This is a genomic window from Corynebacterium sp. LaCa78, assembly GCF_046717505.1.
Lineage (GTDB): Bacteria > Actinomycetota > Actinomycetes > Mycobacteriales > Mycobacteriaceae > Corynebacterium.
Genome location: NZ_CP177112.1, coordinates 1,804,366 through 1,826,534 on the forward strand (window position 1 = coordinate 1,804,366; position 22,169 = coordinate 1,826,534).

18 protein-coding genes are annotated in these 22,169 nt (G+C 57.7%); 8 read left to right on the forward strand and 10 right to left on the reverse strand.

The features are described 5' to 3' along the window. Positions 1-71: 71 nt before the first annotated feature. From ACLI1O_RS08680 to ACLI1O_RS08705, 6 genes are all read left to right on the forward strand, one after another. Entirely contained in the window at positions 72-1,016 is a 945-nt protein-coding gene (locus ACLI1O_RS08680; RefSeq protein ID WP_411706815.1) for a DUF3800 domain-containing protein, read from the forward strand. Then, on the forward strand, positions 1,016-1,387 hold the full coding sequence (locus ACLI1O_RS08685) for an ImmA/IrrE family metallo-endopeptidase (RefSeq protein WP_255716714.1): 372 nt from the start codon (positions 1,016-1,018) through the stop codon (positions 1,385-1,387). Before ACLI1O_RS08680 ends, ACLI1O_RS08685 begins: the two co-directional genes overlap by 1 nt. A 768-nt stretch (positions 1,388-2,155) precedes the next feature. After that, positions 2,156-3,109 (forward strand): P63C domain-containing protein, encoded by a 954-nt coding sequence (locus ACLI1O_RS08690; protein WP_239268565.1) that lies wholly within the window; start codon positions 2,156-2,158, stop codon positions 3,107-3,109. An 88-nt stretch (positions 3,110-3,197) separates the two neighbouring features. Then, complete coding sequence (locus ACLI1O_RS08695) at positions 3,198-4,166, forward strand: tyrosine-type recombinase/integrase (protein ID WP_411706816.1); 969 nt, start codon at positions 3,198-3,200, stop codon at positions 4,164-4,166. A 319-nt stretch (positions 4,167-4,485) separates the two neighbouring features. After that, the gene (istA, locus tag ACLI1O_RS08700) at positions 4,486-6,120 is read left to right on the forward strand and encodes an IS21 family transposase (RefSeq protein ID WP_239275901.1); all 1,635 of its coding nucleotides are present in this window, start codon (positions 4,486-4,488) and stop codon (positions 6,118-6,120) included. 2 nt (positions 6,121-6,122) lie between these two features. Then, a complete protein-coding gene (locus ACLI1O_RS08705; protein ID WP_349837246.1) occupies positions 6,123-6,920 on the forward strand; it encodes an ATP-binding protein in 798 nt (265 codons plus the stop codon). Positions 6,921-7,235: 315 nt separating this feature from the next. On the opposite strand, the gene ACLI1O_RS08710 is transcribed toward ACLI1O_RS08705, so the two are convergent. The 4 genes from ACLI1O_RS08710 to ACLI1O_RS08725 all read right to left on the reverse strand — a co-directional run bounded on the left by ACLI1O_RS08710 (position 7,236) and on the right by ACLI1O_RS08725 (position 12,767). Continuing rightward, on the reverse strand, positions 7,236-8,609 hold the full coding sequence (locus ACLI1O_RS08710; RefSeq protein ID WP_239268569.1) for an NAD-dependent succinate-semialdehyde dehydrogenase: 1,374 nt from the start codon (positions 8,607-8,609) through the stop codon (positions 7,236-7,238). Between the two features lie 124 nt (positions 8,610-8,733). Next, complete coding sequence (locus tag ACLI1O_RS08715; RefSeq protein ID WP_239275161.1) at positions 8,734-9,939, reverse strand: oxygenase MpaB family protein; 1,206 nt, start codon at positions 9,937-9,939, stop codon at positions 8,734-8,736. Between the two features lie 34 nt (positions 9,940-9,973). Beyond that, positions 9,974-11,350, reverse strand: a complete 1,377-nt coding sequence (locus ACLI1O_RS08720) for an oxygenase MpaB family protein (RefSeq protein WP_239268573.1) — start codon at positions 11,348-11,350, stop codon at positions 9,974-9,976. Between the two features lie 58 nt (positions 11,351-11,408). Beyond that, positions 11,409-12,767 (reverse strand): oxygenase MpaB family protein, encoded by a 1,359-nt coding sequence (locus tag ACLI1O_RS08725; RefSeq protein WP_239268575.1) that lies wholly within the window; start codon positions 12,765-12,767, stop codon positions 11,409-11,411. Between the two features lie 404 nt (positions 12,768-13,171). Between ACLI1O_RS08725 and ACLI1O_RS08730 the strand changes: the two genes are divergently transcribed. Next, positions 13,172-14,224: a PDR/VanB family oxidoreductase gene (locus tag ACLI1O_RS08730; protein WP_239268577.1), complete on the forward strand. Its 1,053-nt coding sequence runs from the start codon at positions 13,172-13,174 to the stop codon at positions 14,222-14,224. Between the two features lie 73 nt (positions 14,225-14,297). Here ACLI1O_RS08730 and ACLI1O_RS08735 read toward each other — a convergent pair whose 3' ends face one another. The 4 genes from ACLI1O_RS08735 to ACLI1O_RS08750 all read right to left on the reverse strand — a co-directional run bounded on the left by ACLI1O_RS08735 (position 14,298) and on the right by ACLI1O_RS08750 (position 18,877). After that, a complete protein-coding gene (locus ACLI1O_RS08735) occupies positions 14,298-15,221 on the reverse strand; it encodes a DMT family transporter (RefSeq protein WP_239268579.1) in 924 nt (307 codons plus the stop codon). 145 nt (positions 15,222-15,366) lie between these two features. After that, positions 15,367-16,743: an acetyl-CoA carboxylase biotin carboxylase subunit gene (gene accC / locus ACLI1O_RS08740; protein ID WP_005284133.1), complete on the reverse strand. Its 1,377-nt coding sequence runs from the start codon at positions 16,741-16,743 to the stop codon at positions 15,367-15,369. Positions 16,744-16,760: 17 nt separating this feature from the next. Beyond that, positions 16,761-17,318 carry an acetyl-CoA carboxylase biotin carboxyl carrier protein gene (gene accB / locus ACLI1O_RS08745; RefSeq protein ID WP_239275167.1) on the reverse strand — a complete coding sequence of 186 codons (558 nt, stop codon included), beginning with the start codon at positions 17,316-17,318 and terminating at the stop codon, positions 16,761-16,763. A 2-nt stretch (positions 17,319-17,320) separates the two neighbouring features. Then, on the reverse strand, positions 17,321-18,877 hold the full coding sequence (locus ACLI1O_RS08750) for a pyruvate carboxylase (RefSeq protein WP_239268583.1): 1,557 nt from the start codon (positions 18,875-18,877) through the stop codon (positions 17,321-17,323). 425 nt (positions 18,878-19,302) lie between these two features. Between ACLI1O_RS08750 and ACLI1O_RS08755 the strand changes: the two genes are divergently transcribed. Next, positions 19,303-20,649 carry an MFS transporter gene (locus ACLI1O_RS08755; RefSeq protein ID WP_239275169.1) on the forward strand — a complete coding sequence of 449 codons (1,347 nt, stop codon included), beginning with the start codon at positions 19,303-19,305 and terminating at the stop codon, positions 20,647-20,649. A gap of 73 nt (positions 20,650-20,722) precedes the next feature. Here the strand turns inward: ACLI1O_RS08755 and ACLI1O_RS08760 are convergent, their stop codons facing one another. Together ACLI1O_RS08760 and ACLI1O_RS08765 are read right to left on the reverse strand one after the other, a co-directional pair. Then, positions 20,723-21,364: a 3-oxoacid CoA-transferase subunit B gene (locus ACLI1O_RS08760; protein ID WP_005278126.1), complete on the reverse strand. Its 642-nt coding sequence runs from the start codon at positions 21,362-21,364 to the stop codon at positions 20,723-20,725. Then, on the reverse strand, positions 21,364-22,107 hold the full coding sequence (locus tag ACLI1O_RS08765; RefSeq protein WP_239268587.1) for a CoA transferase subunit A: 744 nt from the start codon (positions 22,105-22,107) through the stop codon (positions 21,364-21,366). The genes ACLI1O_RS08760 and ACLI1O_RS08765 overlap by 1 nt, the downstream gene beginning before the upstream one ends. Positions 22,108-22,169 lie beyond the last annotated feature (62 nt).

The following is a 22,169-nucleotide window of genomic DNA, read 5'->3' on the forward strand; positions in this document are numbered from 1 at the left end:
TACATGTACCGCGCTCATTCCGGCGGCTAGAGCATTTAATGTTCTAGCCGCTGAGTCATTTCAAGGACGTTATGCTTATTGCTTACTTGGATGAATTCGGCCACCAAGGCCCCTACATCAGACACGACCACCCTAAATTCAACACACACCCCGTATTCGGTTACGCCGGATACATACTCCCCGCCGAAAATGTACGCCAGATGGGTGGCTACTTCGAATATGTAAAAGAGCACCTACTTGCCTGGGAAATCGAACGCTTGAAGGTTCACCCGAAACGATGGGAGAAGAAAGGCTCAAAACTTCTCACCACAACAAACATCGAGAATTATGGCGAGGAAATAAACCCCGCGATGAACCGTATATTCCGAAAGCTAGGAGAATTAGACGGAAGGATATTCTTCTTCGGTCAACAAAAACCCATCGGAACAGTCAAAGAAACCAATGAGACTTCCCAAGCCCGCGAAGAGCATTGTCTCATTCAATCAATAAACCGACTCGGAACCTTCGCTTCTAAAGCAAACCAAAAACTAATGGTCATCATGGATGCCACCGACACAGACAACCGTGAACGGGCCGTCGCCACTTTAGGGAAAACGATATATTATCGCCAGAACAAGGAAAATAGAAGCATCATTGAGATACCTGTTCAGGCCGATAGCAGACTATACGGAACAATCCAATTGGCAGATTGGATATGCGCGATACTTGGCCGACTAACGGACTATCATTTTGCAGAAACTTCCGCCTTTGGTTGGGCCGTAGACATGGAGCAAAACCTCGCACCACTATGCCAAACGACTAACAATTCAATTATCTGGTCTAACTCCCCCAGCAAAGACTCTCGATGCTTTCCAAACCAGTTAGTGAAAACCACCAAATTTTGGCAGTCTGAAGCTAGAGCCGAAGCTAAGAAAAACCGGCAAAATCAAAGAAATAACCAAATGATGCAGAATATGCTTGACGCTAGTTCGCCGGAGCTTCAGAAGAAACTGGAACAAATCAGAGGCAATCGTTGATGATTGAATCTCTTATACAATCCGCTGAGGCCCGGGGTTATAGAATCCGCTGGCACCGCGGCGGCCCAAAAGCAGCATGGCTCCCCCACCGGTCCACCATCACCCTCCGCGTAGGCATGGATGACACAACTACCCTGTGCTCCCTAGCCCACGAACTAGGCCACGCGCATTATGGTGACCCGCCCGGCCACCACGGCGCCCACGAAATACGCGCCGACAGGTTCGCCGCCCGCCTCCTGGTCTCCCCCACCGAATACGCCACCACAGAAGCAATCTACGGACCACACCCGGCCACCCTCGCCAACGAACTCGGGGTGACGGTCAAAGTCCTCAAAACTTGGCAAAACATCTACGAAAAGACAGCAGTATGAAAAAGCTCTCAATTCTTCTCATCGCAGTCCTCGCACTAGCGAGCTGCACCTCCAACGAGGAACCCACGGCAACCGATAAGCCGTCCTCAAACACCTCAAGCACATTCAGCACCTCGAGTACCAAACGCAGCAGCTCGACCAAAACCGCGGACCCCTCCAACACACCCCTAACCACAACACAGGAACCTGCTGCTGCCAATAGCGCCTTACCCGAGGCGAATCCGCAAATGGCACAACCGACCGTAGTCGAGTGCCTCCAAGGCACCCCTGGGCCCGCTCGATGGTCAGACGGCACTGTCTCCTTCTCCCAATGGTGTTTTGACAACCGCGGAGGACAGCAGTACCTCGAGAATGAAAGCCAAGCCGGTCTAGTAGAAAACGGAGAATGCGTAGGGCCGGCGGCAGAATGCGGATACGGCACCGCAGCCAACGGCGCCCGAAATCCGACTTCGGGTGAAATCCAGACCTATCACGGCTGCCAAGACGGATACATCAACGACCCTGCTTTGTGCTCTCAAGCAGAGGGCGCTGTCCGGGCTGCGGACCCAAACGGCTCTATCTATTAGGAGCCATGCGCTTTCAACGCAATCCCCGCCCCCGGTGCTCACTGAAATGAACACCAAGGGGGTTGAGGGCCCAACAATCGGCAATGCGAACTAAAAAACGCATCGAGATCAAACTCAGAAACCCAACTGGGACTTTCCAACAAAACATCATTTCACAAGCATGACCAAAGCAGTACAAAATCCAGCATGATAATATGCGATTATGGAAACGCACAGCGGGAAACTACCCCGCCCAAACTACCGAAAAATAGCCGGACAAAAAGCAGCCGACACCCGATGGGGACGAAAAATCGAACGAGCAACCCACCAAGGAACCCTAAACATAGCCGGAACAGACCTATCCTGCTACGTACTCGAAGACGGACGCCGGGTAATCAGCCAATCCTCAATCATGAACGCCATGGGACGTACCCCTCGCGGACGACGCGCAAGCCACGACAATCGACCACCCTTCTTAGAAGCAAACAACCTAGCCGCATTCATCTCACCCGAGCTCCAAAAAGCAGTCGCTGGAATCGACTATCGCGTCGGGGATAACCCGAACGTCATCAACGGACACAACGCCGAAATCCTCCCCAGAATTTGCAACGTCTACCTCGACGCAGAAGAAGCCGGCGTGCTTACAACCACACAAAAACCAATCGCCAAAACCGCCCGCAGAATCATCAAAGCCCTAGCACTGGTAGGAATCACCGCTCTAGTCGATGAGGCAACTGGCTACCAGGAAACTCGCGCCAAAGACGAACTGCAACGACTCCTTGATGCCTACATTGCAGAAGAATTCCGCCCCTGGGTTCGCACTTTTCCCGAGGCGTTTTTCAAGGAAATATACCGCTTGCAGGGCTGGAAATTCGTCCCCGGCAACCATCACCACCCGCAGTACGTCGGAAAGTTCATCAACAAGTACATCTATACGCCAATGCCGACTGGCATCCTAGACCGTCTTAAAGATCTAAACCCTAAAAATGAGCAGGGTAACCGGCCGCGGAAGCATCATCAGCATTTAACTGATGACATTGGGGTCAACCACTTAGAGCGCCAGATTAACCAGGTAGTCACGCTGATGCAAGCATCCGATGACAAAGTTCAGTTTGAGAATCTTTTTGAGCGCGTTCACTCAAGAAATCTTCCAGTTCAGCAAATGCTCGACATTTAAGAACCCCGCCCTGGCGCTACAGATGTGAAATTCGCGTGCCGGGACGGGTATCACCCCATCCGATTAAAGAACAGAACAGGTCTGTCTTATGGCATCAATCAAGCAATACAAGACCGCCAAGGGTAAAGCTTGGCGCGTGCAGTACCGCTCCCCCGATGGGCGGAATCGCACCAAGCGTGGATTCCGCACTAAAAATGAAGCACAAGCCTGGGCTGACAAAAACGCCGTCCACATGAACGAGCAAAACTGGATAGACCCCAACGCCGGCAAAGTGACTATTGGTGAGGTTGCTGTGCCGTGGGAGGCGAACCTGACTCACCTGAAGCCTAAGACGCGGCATGACATGCTTGCGGTGTGGCGTAACCACGTGGAACCAAAGTGGGGCGGGCGTCAGGTGGCCGGCATTAAACCCTCGGAGGTACAAGCATGGGTGTCCAGCCTGGATAGGTCGGCGTCGTTGGTTAGGCAGGCCCATGCGGTGCTGGCGCAGATTCTTGACCTGGCGGTGATGGATAAGGCGGTGCGGGAGAACCCAGCGCGGGGCGTGAAACTACCGCGTAAGGGTGCGGCGCGGAAAGTGTATCTCACAGCGGAACAGCTAAGCCTATTGGTGAGTGAATGCACACGCTATCAGGAGTTGGTCTGGCTGCTTGGCACCGTGGGCCTGCGTTGGGGTGAAGCCGCAGCACTCAGGGTACGAGATGTGAACGTGCTACGGAATCGCATCAACGTGGAGCGTAATGCGGTCACCGTGGGCAGTGAGGTGATTATTGGTACGCCTAAAACCCATGAAGTGCGGGAAGTGTCTGTGCCCGTGTCCGTGATGCGGATGCTGGTCCCTGTGATGGAGAGTAAGGGGCCGGATGAGTTGCTGTGGCCGCGTCGTGACGGCACTCCGATGAAGCCGCCTACGCATGGCAAGTGGTACTACAACGCACTGGATAGGTGCATGGATAAGTACCCGGATTTTCCGCGAGTCACCCCGCACGGGCTTAGGCATGTGGCGGCGGGATTGATGATTTCCGCCGGGGCGAATGTGAAGGTTGTGCAAAGGTAACTCGGGCATTCTTCGGCTGCGATGACCCTTGATATTTACGCTGAATTGTTTGATGAGGATTTGGAGGCGGTGGGCAGTGCTGTGGATGAAAAGATTTCAGATGTCGTCAAATTGTCGTCACGTAGGGCTTAAAAAGGGTGTTTATGCAGGTTAAATGGGGTTTAGGTGGCTGGTGACGCGCGACGCTATTTAGTACCGGTAGAGCGGTATCGAGTACCGACCGGTGCGGATATCGGGTACCGGGGGTAGTTTTTAGGCACTCTTTAGTGGACGGCCCACGCAGTGTGTACGCGTGGGTCGCGTTCACGTGGAAGGAGTGATGGTGGTGACGGATTACCGTGCCATCATGTTTGCCTTGGTTGCCGGGAATCGTTCCTGGAACCAGATTCGAGCCGATTTAGGGGTCTCGAAGTCGACGATTGATAAGGCCAGTCGCGTTGTAAGGGACCATCGACTCGATGCTCGTGGGATTGCTGGATTGTCGAATGCCCAGTTAGAGGAGCTATTTCCGGATAACCGGCGTCGCAACGATGCGGAGTTCCTCGCACCGGATTTCAAAAAGGTTGCTGAGCGGATGGTCTCTGGCAAGCGCGTGACGTTGAAAGTCGCGCACGCCAAGTACCTGGAGTTCCCTGTTGGTACTGGTCAGCGTCATTATTCGTATCGACAGTACTGTTCGCTGTTTGAGCATTATGTCGATGTTCATCAGCTGTCAGCGCAACTGAATCACGATCCCGGTGACGAGCTCATGGTGGACTGGTCGGGCGATGGAATGGTCGTTGTGGATCCTGTCTCAGGCCAGCGGGTTACCGCGCACTTGTTTGTAGCTTCATTGCCGCACTCAGGGATGATGCATGTATCGGCGTGGCCGGATCAAAAAATGCGGTCGTGGCTTTTAGCCCACCGTGCGGCTTTGGAGTATTTCGGTGGTTGTCCGCTGCGGTTGATCCCGGATAACGCGCTCACAGCCACGCAACAGATTTCCTGTGGGCTGCGGGGGCGTATCCCGGTTGCGGAGTATTCTACATTTGCCGATTTCTATCAGATAGGTATTACTGCGGCGAAAGGCTACCGGCCGCGGTATAAGGCGAATGTTGAAAAGGCCGTGGATATTGCCCAGCAATGGTGCGTGGAATACCTCGACGACCAGGAGTTCTACAGTTTCGACATGCTCAATAAGGCCCTCGAGGACCAAAGCGATTTCATCAACGATCGCCGTCCCTTCCGCGGGCAGGATATCTCTCGTCGCCAGTTGTTTGAAGACCATGAGCAACAGCTGCTGCGCCCATTGCCCGACCGGCGGTGGTCGTGGTCGCGGTGGAAGAAGTCCAAGGTCGCAATGAACTACCACATCCGGATCGCCAATCACTGGTATTCAGTGCCGTGGAAGCTAGCGGGCAAGTTCGTCGACGTGCAACTTTTTGATGACTATCTGGATGTCTTCTACGACGGTGAGATTGTTGCTTCACATCGTATTGCCCCTGCTAATTATGGCTACTCCACCTTGGATGAGCATGTCCCCGACAACCATAAGGACTTAAACACCCAGTGGAACCGGCAACGCTTGGAAGACTGGGCGAAAAGTATTGGGACCGCGACAGCACAGCTCATCGGCCAGATGTTTAACGCTCGTAAAGTCGAAGCCCAAGCATATTCTAGCGTTCTGGGCGTACTGAACCTATCGAAGGATTACTCCCGAATCGAACTCGAACAAGCCTGTGGTCAGCTGTTATCGCGCAAAGCAGTCCCCAGCGTCAACAAAGTAGCCCAAGAGCTCAAGGATCTAAAACAGGCCGCAGCACAGGCGTATTTGCCCACCGATGTACCACTGTCGACGGCCATCGACACTACGCGTGCGCACCGCCAACAGCCCACGGCGGACACGCCGGACTCTGTGTCGCATGTACGCGGGGCCGGGGCGTTTGCCTTCACTGATAAAGAATGGAAGGTATAGCCATGGCTCTTACCGATGAAGACTTCGAACTGCTCGGTTCTCTTCGCGGGATGCGTGTGTTTGCCACGACGCTGCAGGAGATCGTCAACGATCCCAGTCGTGACTTGGACTCCTTTGAAGACAAGATCAAAGAAGCTCTCGATGCTCAGGTAGCTGCACGTGATTCGAAAGTAATCGAAAAACTCGTCAAAGCCGCCAAGCTACCCAACGCGCTTGCGGCTTTGGAACGCTTTGAAGCACACAGCAACCGAGGGATCACTCCAGACCGTATTGAGCGGTTAGCTACCTGCGACTGGATTACCTACGGCAGAGATCTAACCATCGTGGGAGCTACCGGCACCGGCAAAAGCTTCCTCGCCCAAGGCCTAGCCGTGGCTGCGTGCCGGCATAAACTAACCGCACGCTACTTTAGACTCGCCGACTTAGCCGACGAGTTCGACGCCACAGCCGACGCTGCCTATGAGCGCAAAGCCCTCCTTGAGGAACTGACAAAGCCGGCTGTGTTGGTCATCGACGACTTCCTGGCCACGGACGTATCTGCCTTCGCCTTAGCCCAGGTATTCAACCTCCTGGTCAAGCGGGAGCATTCCTCAACCGTCATCGTCAGCCAGCACGAGCCGGAATACTGGTACAGCGTCTTTAGTGAAAACGCGATCGCCGACGCTGTCCTATCCCGACTTGCAAACAACGGCAGCAAACTCACCCTCATCGGTGAAGACATGCGCACCCGTGACGACTTCCAAGAAGAAAGGGGAACACTTAGCAAACAGCTCAAGCAACGTCAACGGTCCAAACGATAAGCGGGGGTAAAACCGGCTACCGGGCGGCTACCGCCACCCCGGTACCTGGTACCGCCTTACCGGTCCCTAAAACAAGCCCGCGTCAGCTGGTTCGACCCCAGTTGGAGGAGCAGACTACATCCCGCCCAGCATTGCGCTGAGCGGGATTTTTCGTATACGCCACACAGCTCGAGTTCAGAGGGTTGCGGAAGATACAGGTTAAGCACAACGGGGACAGGAAAAGGGGCCTAGCCAATCAAGGCTAGGCCCCTTCCCTACTGCACTCTATGCGCTCGCCGCAGGCTCAGGGAGCGCTGAGCGAGCGTCAACGAGTAATTAGTCGTTGATGTAGAGGTACTGCTTGTTCACGAACTCGTCCAGTGCGAAGACGGAGAGCTCGCGGCCGAAGCCGGAGTTCTTAACGCCACCGAATGGCAGTACTGGGGAGAAGTACTGGCCCAGGTTGACGTGAATCATGCCGGTTTCGATCTGGTCAGCAACCTTGGTGGCGCGCTCGGTATCATCGGAGAAGACGGCACCGCCCAGGCCGTAGTTGGAGTTGTTGGCCAGCTCTACGGCTTCCTTCTCGGAGGAAACCTTGTAGATCTCTGCTACTGGGCCGAAGAACTCTTCGTAGTAGGAGTCGGAACCGACGGGGACATCGGTAAGCACGGTCGGCTCGTAGTACGCAGCGGTCTCGTGCAGGTTACCGCCGGTGCGAACCTTAGCGCCGTTGTCCACAGCGGTCTTGACCTGCTTGTCCAAGTTCTCTGCTGCTTCGCGGGAGGACATTGGGTAGTACTGGTTCTCGCCCGGCTGGGTTGGGTCAGCCTGCTTCATGCCCTCAGCAATGCGGACCATTTCATCGACGAACTCGTCGTAGATGTCTTCCATGACGATGATGCGCTTGTTGGAGGTGCAAGCCTGGCCAACGTTTTCGATGCGCTTGACCCAAGCGTCCTCGGCAGCCTTGGTGATATCGGCTGCATCCAGGATGATGTAGGGGTCGGTGCTGCCAAGCTCCAGCACAACCTTCTTCAGGTTGCGGCCAGCGATCTCGGCCACGGCGGCACCGGCGCGCTCGGAACCGGTCAGGGATACGCCCTGGACGCGCTTGTCCCCGATGATCTCTTCAATCTGCTTGTGGTCGGCGTACACGTTGATGTACACGCCCTCTGGCAGGCCAGCCTCGCGGAAGATCTCCTCGATGGCTGCAGCGGACTTCGGGGTAATTTCGGCGTGCTTCAAGATGATGCAGTTGCCGTTCATCAGGTTCGGGCCGGCGAAGCGGGCGACCTGGTAGAAGGGGTAGTTCCACGGCATGATGCCCAGCAGGGTACCAATGGGCAGGCGGCGGAGGGTGGCCTTGCCGCCTGGCACGTCAACCGGCTGGTCCTTGTTGTGCTCTGGGGCGTTGTCTGCATAGAACTGCAGGATGTCGCCGGAGAAGTTAATTTCCCACTCGCCTTCTGGGGTGGACTTACCCATCTCCTGTGCGGCAATCTTGGATAGCTCGCCCTTGCGCTCCTTGAGCAGTTCCGCGGCGCGGGACACAATCTTGGCGCGCTCCTCAATTGGGGTCTCGCGCCAGGTCTGGAAAGCCTCGTTGGACTTAGCCAGAACCTCTTGGATCTGCTCATCGCTAAAGGTGTCGAATTTCTCTACTACTTCATTGGTAGCGGGGTTAGTTACCGCAAAATCCTTGGACATTATTGGATCCCTTTCTAATTGGATTCTTGGAACTAATGTGGCGACGAACACAGTCTGTGTGCGCCTGCCACAAGAGTACTTAAAGTTCTAGTGACGTGTCACCCATGAAAGTGGGTAATTTGTTTTAGGAGGCCGCGACGACCGAGCCATCCTTCATCTTGATGCCCTCATCCTGCTTCATATAGGTGGCATCGCGGGTGAGCATCTGGCGCACCGCCTCCTCGTTCTTCTGGATTTCCGCTTCGAGCGCTTCCGAGTCTTGGCGGAGGAGGTCAAAGCGCTCCTGCACCAGCGGTGCCTCCATTTGCAGGATGGGGCGCATGACGGAGTCGGCCACGCCACAGGCATCGGCGACCTCATCGCCGTGAATGATGCGCACGTGCGCGGCGGTCCAGTCCGCCAAGGTGTCATCGGGCATGCCCGTGAGCTCCTTGGCGTTGACGACGAAGCCGTCCATGAGGGCATCAACAAGCTTGCGGGCCGATTCGTTGATCTCGCCGTCGACGGTGTGGATGGCATCCATGGTCTCCTGGGAGGCCTCTACCCCATCTTCGCCTTCGAAAAGGTCCGCGGAAATGCCCAGCATGCGCCCGGCAATCTTCCACAGGTAGAACGCGTCTTTTTCTTCTTCTGCGGTAAGCTTCCAGCCCATGTTGCGCAGGCCAGCGTATGGAATGTAGGTGAAATCAAACCAGGTGCGCAGCATGTCGAACTCGCTGATCGGAGCACCGTAGTGGGAGTAATCCAGCTCCTTGCGGGTGTGCACACGCCGCACGTGGGCGTGGATGGCGCGCACCATGCCGGTGTGAATGAAGCCTTCGCCGCCGGGTTGCAGCGCATTCGGCAGGTAGAGCGAATAGGTCCAGTTGGTGGTGTAGGCAAGGCGCTTGACGGCGCCATCGGTAAGCTCACCGGTGTTGACCAGCAAGTCCGCGATCGCTGGGGTGGAATAGGTGTGGACCAGCGAGCCCGGGCCCAGCGCCAGGCCGTGGCTAAGCGGCGGGATGGACAGGTAGACGCGGCGGCCGCGCTCCAGCTTTTCGGCGTCGATGCCGTCAAGTGCCTTGGTCATGTCCTCAATAAGGGCGGCAACCTCGGGGAAGGTGTCCTCGTTGGCGGTGCCGCGCGCGAGGGCATCGCGCAGGTTAGGCATGATTTCCTTGACGGTGTGGCCGCTGGTAAACAGCGCATCAGCCACCGGGTCCATCTTCCAGAAAGCCTCGTGGTAGCGGTCTGCGCGCTCTTGGCCAAAGGTGGCGATGAATTCATCCTTATCGCCGCGGCCAGCAGGCCACTCGCCGACGGTACCTAGGGACATAGTGTTAGTCATGGTGTTCTCCTCTGAGAATGTTATGGGGGATGGGTTAGCTGCGAGCTTCTTTAGAGTCATCGTGCAGCGTGTAATCGGATTTGGTCTCGGGCTCGTTTTTCGCGATGTGTGCCTTGATCACCGCGGTGACATCGGACCATGGCGGCTTATTCTTATTGGCGCGCTTAATCTTTGCCTTTTGCGCACCCGGCAGCTTGTCCCGCAGGCGCGCAACCTTGGCTTCTGCGCGCGCGGCACCCCGATACAGGATGGCCCACGGCTTGTAGTTCACCTTTTCCCAGCGCGTGCCCTTAACCATGAACTTGGTATCTTCCACGCCGCAAATGGTGGTCAGCGCACCAAGCGCCATCTTGGGAACCAGCGGGTGGATGGTTTCTAGAATGCTCATTAAGGCGGTGGCCACGCGCTCGTGATAGGTGGAGGAATACCCGCCATTGGCGTAGATATAATCCGTCATCTTGCGCATTTCATCGCCAGTCTTGGGGATGAGGCGCTCTTCGGCGCCCATCATATAAAGGATGTATCCCCAGTACTGGGCCACATCGTCCCAATCCTGGCCGGAGTGCGGGCGGCCAAAGCGCTCGTCGATGGCCAACGGCATCATCCCGAACCAGCCCTCACCGGAGACCAGGAAGCTGGAGCCAATCGGCCGTCCGAATTCGTTGTAGTGCTCCTTGCCCCACATCTTTTCTAGGCCACGATTGGCCTGGGAATGCAGCAAGCGCACGCGCACGGCGGCCTTGCGACCTTCGCCGAAGCGGTCAAAGACGTCCTTTTTGCCCAAGTCAGTGAAGAATTGCGCCGTTTCAATGGAGCGCTGCATGGCCTTGAACTCGAACATGCCGGTCTCGCCCGTGGCCGCCGATGTGCGGTCCTCCATCGTGGTGGCCCAGTATGCGAAGGCGATGGCCAGAACCTCTGAGGTGCGCGTGACGTTGTAATAGGCCACACGGCCGCGCTCTGCGGCCTCAAGATCCAGCCACTCCGGAATGCGGTCTACCTCTTTGAAGAAGTCCACCAGCTCCGACGCGGGGTCTTCTACCGTCTCGATGCCGTGGTTAAGCGCCTGCTCAAACTTGGCGCGCGATTCCTTGGCGCCATCACGGCGGAAGGCCTGCGCCAGCTTTTCACCGGTCTCATCGGTCTGCCACATGTGGTCATCAAGAAGCTTGGTTTGCAGGCTATCGTAGCCAGACCATTCATCTTCTACGGTGTGCCAGGAATCGAAGATATTGTGTCGCAGCTCGGACCAGCCTGGGGCCGCGGTGCGACGCTTCGGCGCCGGGCGCAGGTCCATGCCATCGCGGTAGAAGTAGCGGAAATCCTCATAGGGATTATCGGACATAGGCAGAACCTTTGGTTCCACCTGCGACGTGTTGGCAGCCTCAGACGTATCTGTGGGAGCAGTCATTGTATTTCATTCCCTTCCTTATTATTAGGCCTTGATAACTAGCTGTGGGGCGCAGCGGCTAGTTCCGGCGGGCTTCCTTGGAGTCATCGTGCAGGGTCCACTCGGCCTTGACGTCTGGCTCATGGTTGTTGATGTGCTCTTGCACTTCCTCCAAGGCATTGATCCACAGCGGGCGCCCTTGCGCGGCGTTGTGCTTCTTGTATTCCTCCGCGCCCGGCTTTTCATCGGCTTCGCGGGCTTCCTTTGCCTCTGCGCGCGCCTTGGCCTCAAAGTCTTTGGCTGCCTGAGAAAAGTCCATATCGGCCCAGCGGGTTCCTTCCACCATGAACTTGGTGTCTTCTTCTCCCACTAGCGTTGCCAGCGAACCCAACATTTCCAGCGGAAGGTCCGGGTTCATCTGCTCCACGATGGACATCAGTGCCGTGGCCACCCGCTGGTGGTACGTGGAAGAGCGCCCGCCGTTTGCGTAAATGAAATCGGTCATCTTGCGCATTTCATCGCCGGTCTTGGGGATGATGCGTTCTTCGCCGCCCATCATGTACAGCACATATGCCCAGTATTGGGCGACATCGTCCCAGTCCTGGCCGGAGTGCGGGCGCCCGAAAAGCTCGTCGATGGCCAGCGGCATGAGCGCGAACCAGCCTTCACCGGAGACCAAAAAGCTAGAGCCAATCGGCCGGCCGAATTCGTTGTAGTGCTCCTTGCCCCAAAGCTTTTCCAGCCCGCGGTTAGCCTGGGCGTGCAGCAGGCGGACGTGGACTGCGGCCTTGCGGCCTTCGCCAAAGCGGTCGAATACGTCCTGTTTGCCCAAGTCCACGAAGAACTTGGAGGTCTCCAGCGCGCGCTGCATGGCCTTGAACTCAAACATGCCCGTCTCACCGGTGGCCGCAGAGGTGCGGTCTTCCATGGTGGTGGCCCAATAGCCAAAGTTGAAGGTGAGAAGGTCCGCGCTCGGGGTGGCGTTGTAGTAGGCAACGCGCCCGCGCTCGGCGGCTTCAAGGTCGATCCAGTCTGGGATGTTATCGACCTGCTCGAAGAAAGCCACCAATTCCGGCGATGGGTCCTCGACGGTCTCGATTCCTCCATTCAGCGCCTGCTCGAACTTTGTGCGCGATTCCTTGGCACCATCGCGGCGGAAAGATTCTGCTAACGCGGCACCCAGTTCATCAGTTTGCCACATGTGATCATCGAGCAAACGAGTCTGCTGGGTGTCGTAGCCTTCCCACTCGTCATGAACGGTGTGCCAGTGGTCAAAAATATTGTGGCGCAGGGTGGACCAGCCGGGTTTGTCCACGCGGCGCTTCGGCGCCGGGCGCAGGTCCATGCCATCGCGGTAGAAGTAGCGGAAATCCTCATAGGGATTATCGGACATGGGCAGAACCTTAGGTTCAGTCCGAGTATCAGTAGGAGCAGTCATGGGGAGTAAACAACCTTTCCAATCTTGGTGCCACACCACACACGTTTCCTGTTTATGTGGCGTAGTTCACCATTTAGCTGTGCCCGTAAGCCTATAGAGACTTTGCTCGCGACCGCAATGAATTTTGAATCCAATTTTCTGGGAAATTTCTGGCCGCCAACGCCGCTACTACGCCCGCCTTCACAGCACCTATCCCCTCCTGCGCAAATAGCAAAAATGGCCATCTTGGCAGATTTTGCAAACCTTCTGCCTGCTCACCCCATATAGGTGTACCAGCCGTACATCTGTCCGCTATGCGAACGCATTTGTAACCTGTATCTCGCTCCAGGCTGTACCATGATGTGCATTACATGCAGTGAATTGGCACTGAACTACAGTCACGAAAGTGAGGTCTATTCACCCCTATGCCTACTTCTCCTTCTCAACCCGCGCCCCAGCTTGCCGATGTCCCCTCCACCACCGCCACGGTGCACAACGTCACCGCCGTAGCCGATGACCTTTCGGTCATCGCGTTTTCACTGGACGGTGATGCTCCGCTCGCGGATTACTCCCCCGGCTGCCACGTCGATATCACCCTCCCGGGAGCCAACGGTGAGATGCTTACCCGCCAGTACTCGGTTTTTGAGCTGACCGGCATCTCCTCCCCTCCTGCCGGCCAACAGGAACGGCCAACGTATGGCGTCGCGGTAAAGCGCGAGGAAAACTCCACGGGTGGCTCGATTGCGATGCTCAAACTGCGCCACGGGGATAGTTTTAAGATCTCGCAGGCATTTAATAACTTCGAGCTCGTGGCAGACGCCGGCTACTACGTCTTGGTCGGCGCCGGAGTGGGCATTACCCCTATGCTCTCTATGGCCCAATCCCTCGAGCGCGAGAACAAACCGTATATAGTGCTCTTTTTCGCGCGCGATAGCCACCACGCGGTGCTGCTCGAGCAATTGCGCGAAACCTGCGGCGATAAACTCATCGAGGTCTTTGGCCGCCCGCGCGAGAAGCAAGCAGATATCTACCGGCACCTGCTGGGCCAGGCGCCAAAGGAGACGGCCTTTTATGTCTGCGGTCCGCAAGGATTTATGGATTCCGCCAAAGAAATCGCACTCGACTACCTGCCCGAGCACGCCTTTCACTGGGAGAACTTCCACCCCGATCTACAAGCGCTATCCGGTGAGAAAAACGCCGGGGCCGGCGACGGTCCGTTCGAAGTAGAATTTTGCGGAGAGACGGTAGAAATCCCAGAGAATAAGACGGTCCTAGAGGTCCTCGAGGATCTCGATCTGCCCGTAAAATCGCGCTGCCTGGAAGGAACGTGCAGCACCTGCCTGATGCGCGTGGTTGACGGCGAGCCAGACCACCGGGATTCCGTCTATGACGCGCAAATGTATGCCGAGGGCGCCTTCGCGCCATGCGTCTCCCGAGCACTAAGCCCCAAGCTCACCTTAGAGCGCTGGCGGCAATAACCCTTCGCTCCGGTCCCAGCCGGGAGTGGGAGCGAAGGGGAATAAAGGGGGTATCGGCAAGCGCGGCACAGCCCTAAAGGGCGCGCACCATAATCACGCCGATGATGACCAAGACCAGGCCGATGATGCGGTGGACCGGCGGCAGGCCGCGCTTGGCATTGCCCCAGCCCAGCGATTCAATGACCTGGCCGCAAATGATTGAGCCCACCAGCGAGCCGATGACCGTCGTGCCAGTGCCGATCATGGGCGAAAGCGTCGCTCCACCAACCACAAAAAGCGCGCCGAGCACACCGCCGAGCCACATCCACCAGGGCCCAGGGGCGATACCGCTCAAAAGGGCACGGCGGGGTGCCTTCCAGCCCAGGGTGAGCAGGGCCAACAGGATCACGCCGACGCCCAGGGAAATGACGCTGGCGGGCATGGGGCTGTGCAACGCGCCTCCCAGGTAGCCGTTGACGGCGGTTTGGGTGGCAGAGCCCATGCCGATGAGCACGCCGAAGACCCGCCACAGCCACAGCGAAAGCCCGGTGGCTTGCGCGCGCGTGGTGGCAGCGCCCCGGCCGATTTCTAGCACCAAGGCGATGCCGCCCACCACGATGAGGGCGCCGAGGATGCGCAGCGGGCCGACGGGAACCAAGGGGGATTCGAAAAGGCCGGTCAGATCATAAATAAGGCCCATCGTCACCTGTCCCAGGATGGGAAGGATGACGGTTTCTACGCTGCCGATGCGCGGGAAGAGCAGGATATTTCCCACGATGAAGGCCACGCCCATAAAGCCGCCGAGCCACACCCACCACGGTTGCGCGGCCGCCAGCGCCAGGTCCGGTATCGCGTCACCGGTGACTATCAGCGCAAGGATGGCGGAGACGGCAAAGCCGATAATGAAGGAGAAGAACCCGGCGGCGATGGGCGAGCCCACGGACTCGCGCAGTCGTGTATTAATGGCCGTTTGCGCCGGCACGATGGCGCCGACCAGCATGGCGGCAATAACCAACATTGTTTTTCCTTCCCCCACAGGTTTAGGTCTAAGCAAAGCCTGGAACCAGGCGTTAAATAGAGATGTAATTTTAGAGGCTTAAAATGCAAAAAAGTGCAGGCCGGCAAAAGCGGAACCTGCACTCTCTCGCTAGAAGGAGCCGAGTTTAGTCATCCGTAGGGATCGAGTCGGTGCCTTCCAGCAACTTGGCAACGTAACCAGTGTTGAACTCGCCACTGCGGAACTTTTCACTGTCCAACAGCATGGCCTGGAATGGCGCCGTGGTAACAACGCCTTCTACCTGCAGCTCGTCGATGGCGCGCAGCATGCGGGTAATGGCCTCATCACGGTCTTCTGCCCATACGATGAGCTTGCCCACCATGGAGTCATAGAACGGCGGGATGGTGTAGCCCGTTTCGATGTGGGTATCCATGCGCACACCGAAGCCACCTGGCACGCGGTAGTGCTCGATCTTGCCCGGCCGCGGCGCGAAGTTCTGGTTCGGATCCTCGGCGTTGATGCGGCACTCGATGGCGTGGCCACGAATCTCCACATCATCCTGGGTGATGGATAGCTTCTGCCCGGAGGCAATGCGCAGCTGCTCCTTGATGAGGTCCACACCGGTGATCATCTCCGTAACCGGGTGCTCCACCTGGATGCGGGTGTTCATCTCGATGAAGTAGAACTTATCTTCGGTGTTATCGAAGACGAACTCGATGGTTCCGGCGTTCTTGTACTTCACCTCTTTACACAGGTTAATCGCGGCTTCCTGCATCTCCTGGCGCAGCTCATCGGTCAACACCGGCGAAGGGCCTTCCTCAATGAGCTTCTGGTTGCGGCGCTGCGAGGTGCAGTCGCGCTCGCCCAGGGCGACGGCGTTTTCGCCATCGGCCAGCACCTGGATCTCAATGTGGCGGATATCCGTCAAGAAACGCTCGATGTAGACCGACGGGTCATTGAACGCGGACTCAGCCTCATTCATGATCTCGTTGAGGTCCTTTTCCAGCGTGTCCTCGGATTCCACGACGCGCATACCGCGTCCACCACCACCGGCGGCCGCCTTAATCAGCAGCGGGAAGCCGGTGTTATGGGCAACCTCAAGCGCTTCGTCGAACTCGGTGACCACGCCGTCGGAGCCCGGAACGGTGGGAACACCGGCGGACTTGGCGATGCGCTTAGCCGCGATCTTGTCACCCATCAAGCCAATGTGCTCAGCCGAAGGGCCAACAAAGCCGATCTCTTCTTCTTCCACCATGCGGACAAAGTCCGGCTTTTCGGACAAGAAGCCGTAGCCCGGGTGAATGGCATCTGCCTTGTACGCCATGGCTGCGGAGATGACCAGCTCGGGACTGTTGTAGCTCTTGGAAACATTCGCCGGGCCGATGCACACTGCTTGATCAGCGAGTTTTACCGGCAAGGAGTCCTTATCGCCTTCGGAATAAGTAAGGATGGACTTGATGCCCAATTCCTTGCAGGCGCGAATGATGCGAAGCGCAATCTCACCGCGGTTAGCGATGAGCACGCTACCTAGTAGATCTGACATATTTTCCTCCAGGTCGATTACTTCGGCTGGATGACCATGATGGGCTGGCCGTGCTCCACGGCGTCCTCGTTATCTACAAGGATTTCCTTCACGGTGCCAGCAACCTTGGACTCGATGTTGTTCATCAGCTTCATAACCTCGACGATGCACAGCACCTGGCCAACCTCAACCTCGTCGCCCACCTTGACGAACGGATCTGCGCCAGGCTTCGGAGCGGCGTAGAAGGTACCGACCATGGGAGCCTTCACGGTCTCGCCTTCTGCGGACGGCTCACCGGAACCGGAGGCCTTTGCCTCTTCCTTCGGAGCTTCCTCCTGCGCCGGAGCAGGCTTGGACTCTGGCTCAGCGGCTGGGGCTGGGGCGGCCTCTGGGGCTGCGTCCTGTGCTGGTGCGGCAGCTGGAGCTGCGGCCGGAGCGGCTTCCGGAGCCGGTGCCGGGCGGTTCAGGCCGCCTGGGGTGCGGGACATCGCGAGCTCGACGTCGCCGTACTTGATCTGCAGCTCTTGGATGTCATCAGACAGGTTGGCCCACTTCAGCAGGGACTTCAGGTCGTGCAAGTTGGTGGAATCAGTCATGGTTACTTTTCTCCTTTGGTGAGGTTGATTTCCAAATCGGAAGTCTTGAGGTGGAAGTCGGTGGTATCGGAAGAGTCGTAGATTTGCTGTACCAGGGAGGTAAGGACGCCGCCCTTGACGCCTTCGCCCTCGCCGCCGCGGCCTTCGGCCACGAAGCGCTTCATTTCATCGACCTGGCTGCCGGCGAACATCACGCGCAGCAACAGGGTGTCGATGTCCTCGTCCGGGTGGGCCTTCTTCAGGTCCGGCAGAACCGGCTTGAGCTCTGGGATTTCCTCCGTAATTTCGGAGGAACCGTTGGCCATAATCTTCTCCAGCACGTCTGGGTCCAGCGGGGCGAGCGGCTCGCCATAGTAGCCCAAGGCGTACTTTTTAATCTCGTTCGGGACCACGGAGTATCGGTCACCCGTCGTCACATTCATGACGGCCTGGGTTCCTACGAACTGGGCGAACGGCGTAATCATAATGGGGTATGCGAGCTCTTCGCGCACGCGTGCGACCTCGTACAGCAGCTCTTCGAAGCGGTCACCCAACCCAGCGGTTTCCAGCTGGGATTCGAAGTTGGTGAGCATGCCGCCGGGCAGCTGGTGCATGTAGTGCAGGCCATCGAATGCGCGCGGAACGCCAACTGGCTTATCTTCCGTATCGGCGATTTCCTGAATGCGCTCGCTGGCGGAATCGATGCGCTCATCGTCAACGTCCACCGTGTAGCCCAGTGCGCGAAGATCGCGCACTACGGCCTGGGTGGCCGGCTGTCCCGGGCCATTGGCCAGCGGGGCGATGGAGGTGTGGATGGAGTCCACGCCCAATTCTGCAGCGTAGAGGTAGGTCAGCGGGGACAGTCCGGTCAGCGAGTGGGTGTGTACCTCGAGCGGGACGTCACCGATGGAGCTGCGGATCGCCGGGATGAGGGTCTTCAAACGATCCGGAGTAAGCAGGCCGCCGGCGTCTTTTAGCATGATGCGGTCCACATCGGTGCGCTCGAGCAGCTCCGTGGCCTTTCGCTTGTACAGGTCATCGGTGTGTACGGGGCTCAAGCAGTAGGACAATGCGCCGAAGGTTTCGGCACCGAGTTCCTTAGCCAGCTTGAGGCCCTGGTCGATGTTGTCGATGTCATTCAAGCCATCGAAGGAACCGATCACACGGAAGCCATTGGCGTAGAGACGCTCGGTCCAGTTCAAGATGGCGTCATCCGGCAGGAAGTCAAAGGAGGCCAGGTTCTTGGAACGAATCAGGGCGCGGAACTTGGTGCCCGGCGCGGCGTTCTCGTGTACGAGGCGAACGCGCTCCCACGGGTCTTCCTTGAGGTAGCGCACGGACACGTCGAACTGGATGGGCGCTACCAAGTCCACGTGCTCGAAACCGGCGTTGGTGATGTCATCCAACAGCGACAGGATGTGACTCGTGGTCATGCGGGTGGCCCAGATGCTCTGGTGCGCATCACGCAGGGTGGTATCGATGATGTTGATCTTGCGCTCGCTATCGGCCGGGCGTCCGCCCGCGGCCATGATTTCGGCGAGGCCTTCTGTGCTTAGTTCCTCGGGACTAAGAGCAGTCATAAATCCCTCCTTAGGGTGTGGCTCCGGAAAGACTCGGTTGGTTCACAGTGATGGTTCACTTTGGTGGTTCAAGACTCTTCGAGAACCTTCCGTGTCGTGGCTCACACGCTACACCACACCTAAATTTTCAGCGCCGGAATTCCGGCCAAAAATGACCTTTTCCTACGAATTCCAAGCTCGTCACGGCAAAGAATTTATACAAATACCCCTATACGGGGTCACAGTGCGCACTACCGTTCACTTAGTGAACAGCGAGTTTTTATGGGCATTCCCCCTGAAAAGTGGTGGACGACATGCACTTTCTAGTCGGTAACCAAATCAGCCCCTGTAGCGCTGCCGCTTTCGTGGCCTACATCGCGGTCTAAGCGAAGTGTGATGTGCGTAATATCCTTCTCAACATTTCGGACCCATACCTAGGAGGAACAATGACTTCTACCGCCCCGCCGAGCCCCACGCCCACTAAGTCATCGGGCGCGACAAAAACAGACCGCAAATCCCTCGCAGCCAGCCTGACCGGCCAGGTCCTGGAATGGTACGAGTGGAGCTCCTATGCGGTCTTCGCCCCGTTCATCGCCGCGGCGATGTTCGACAAGGGCGATAACGCCTCCGCACTGCTTGCCACCTTCGGTGTCTTCGCCGTCGGCTTCTTGGTCCGCCCGCTGGGCGGCATCGTCTTTGGCCACATCGCCGACCAGCGCGGCCGCAAGACCGTCTTGATGACCACCATCATCATGATGGCTAGCGCCTCGGTCCTCATCGGCTTGCTGCCCACCTACGAATCCATTGGTATCTGGGCCTCCGTCGGCCTGCTCTTCATCCGCGTGCTACAGGGGTTTGCACACGGTGGTGAATCCGCAGCTGCCAATAGCTACATCCCTGAGATCGCCCCGAACGCCCACCGCGGCCGCTGGGGTTCCATGGTCTATGTCTCCATCTTCGGCGGCTCGGTCATCGCCTACGTCTTGGGTGGCGGCATTTCACTGGTCCTGACGGACGAGCAGATTGGCGCTTGGGGCTGGCGCATTCCGTTCCTCCTGGGTGCCGCCGCAGCGTTGGTTGCGTTGTACCTGTGCCGCCACATGAAGGAATCGGATCACTTCCAGGAAATCGATAGCGCCGAGCCCACCGTTGAGGCTCCGAAGCGCACCAAGAAGTCCGTGAACTCGGAAAAGCCTGCCTCTGTTGTCCGCCCGGCGTGGCAGAATATCTTGCTCGTCGTGGGTATGGTCTCCGGCGTTACGGCCTCGCACTACACGTGGACCTCCTATGTTTCCACCTACGCCATTAGCCACGAGGGGATGTCCATTCAGGGTGCTTATTGGGTCACCGTGGCCGCACAGACCGCCGGTCTCATTGCCCTACCGCTGTGGGGCAGCCTGTCCGATAAAATCGGCCGCAAGCCAGTGATCTACATCTGCGCCATCGGCCTAGCCATCCTGCAGATCCCACTGATGAACTTCATCGATGATCGCCCATGGACCCTGCTGGTGGCCTCCACCGTCGGTGTGGTCATCGTTGCCGCCGGCGGCGCGCTGTTGTCCTCCATCATGTCCGAGGTCTTCCCCACCGCCCAGCGCACCCGCAGCATCGGCCTGGCCTATTCGCTGTCCGTTGCCGTCTTCGGCGGTACCGCACCGTATATCTACCAGTGGTTCGTAGCCCACGGCCTTACCTGGGCTTCTGGCTTCTACGTCGTCGCACTGTGCATCCTGACGCTTATCAGCATGTACATTCTGCCTGAAACCAAGGGCGTGGACCTGCGCGATGTCTAATCCACCCGCGAAACACTAAATCGCCGCTTCCCAGTCTCTCCCGGGAAGCGGCGATTTTCACGTCCACAACTAATTAATCGAGCGCTACCTTAAAGGGTGCGTCCGTGACCTCACGGATGGACTCCTCGGTTTCACCCTCGGCGACCTCGATAAGCGTCAGGCCCTCCAGCTCGTCCACGGTGAATACAGCGCGGTCGGTGATAATCAGATCCACACAGCGAGCGCCGGTCAGCGGCAGCTGGCACTCTGCCAGAATCTTGGAATCGCCGTGCTTGGATACGTGCTGCATCATCACCACGATGCGCTTGGCGCCGTGCACCAAATCCATCGCACCGCCCATGCCCTTGACCATCTTGCCGGGAATCATCCAGTTGGCCAGGTCGCCGAACTGGGATACCTCCATGGCACCGAGCACCGCGACGTCAATGGCGCGGGAGCGGATCATGGCAAAGGACTCGGACGAGGAGAAGAAGGATGCACCTGGGGCCTCGGTAATGGTTTCTTTACCGGCATTGATGAGCTCCGGATCAACCTTGTCCTCTTCAGGGTAGGCACCAACGCCCAGGATTCCGTTCTCAGAATGCAGGACCACCTCGCGGCCCTCTGGCAGGTAGCCCGGGATGAGCGTCGGCATGCCGATGCCCAGGTTGACGTAGTCACCATTGTCCAGTTCTTGTGCGGCGCGTGCCGCCATTTCTTCGCGTGACCAGGTCATTACTTGCTCACCGTCCTGAATTCGATTCCGGTTTCTTGTTTGCCCACTTCCACTACGCGGTCCACGTAGATTCCGGGCACATCCACCTCTGCGGGCGGAACCGCTTCAACCAGCTGCTCCGCTTGCACGATGGTGACATCGGCGGACTTGGCCGCATCGGGGTTGAAGTTCTGCGCGGTCTTATTAAAGGCAAGGTTGCCAAAGCGGTCCGCGCGGGCGGCATGGACGAAGGCGAAGTCCGGGGTAAGGGCTTCTTCCATGACGTAGAGCTCGCCGTTGAACTCGCGGGTTTCCTTCGGTGCGGAGGTCTCCGCGATGGTGCCGTCGGGGTTGTAGCGGGTGGGGATATCGCCATCGGCAAGCGGCGTGCCCACGCCAGCCTTGGTGTAGAAGGCCGGAATGCCCGCGCCACCGGCGCGCATGCGCTCTGCCAGGGTGCCCTGCGGGGTAAATTCGACGGTAAGCTCGCCCTCGAGGTACTGGCGCGCGTATTCCTTATTGGTTCCCAGGTAGGAACCAATGGAGCGGGCGATGCGGTGATCCTTGAGTAGTAGGCCAAGGCCGAAATCATCCGTACCGAGGTTATTGGAAATGATGGTGAGCTCGCTCGCGCCTTGGGAACGCAGCGCGGCAATGAGTTGCGCTGGAATACCCACAAGGCCGAATCCGCCCACCGCGATGGAGGAACCGTCCGGGATATCCGCGACGGCCTCCTCTACTGAGGCTATGACTTTATTCAACATGGGCCTTAGACTACGTGCGGTTCACAGACAGCACAAGGGTTCAGAATGCGAACACGATCGGG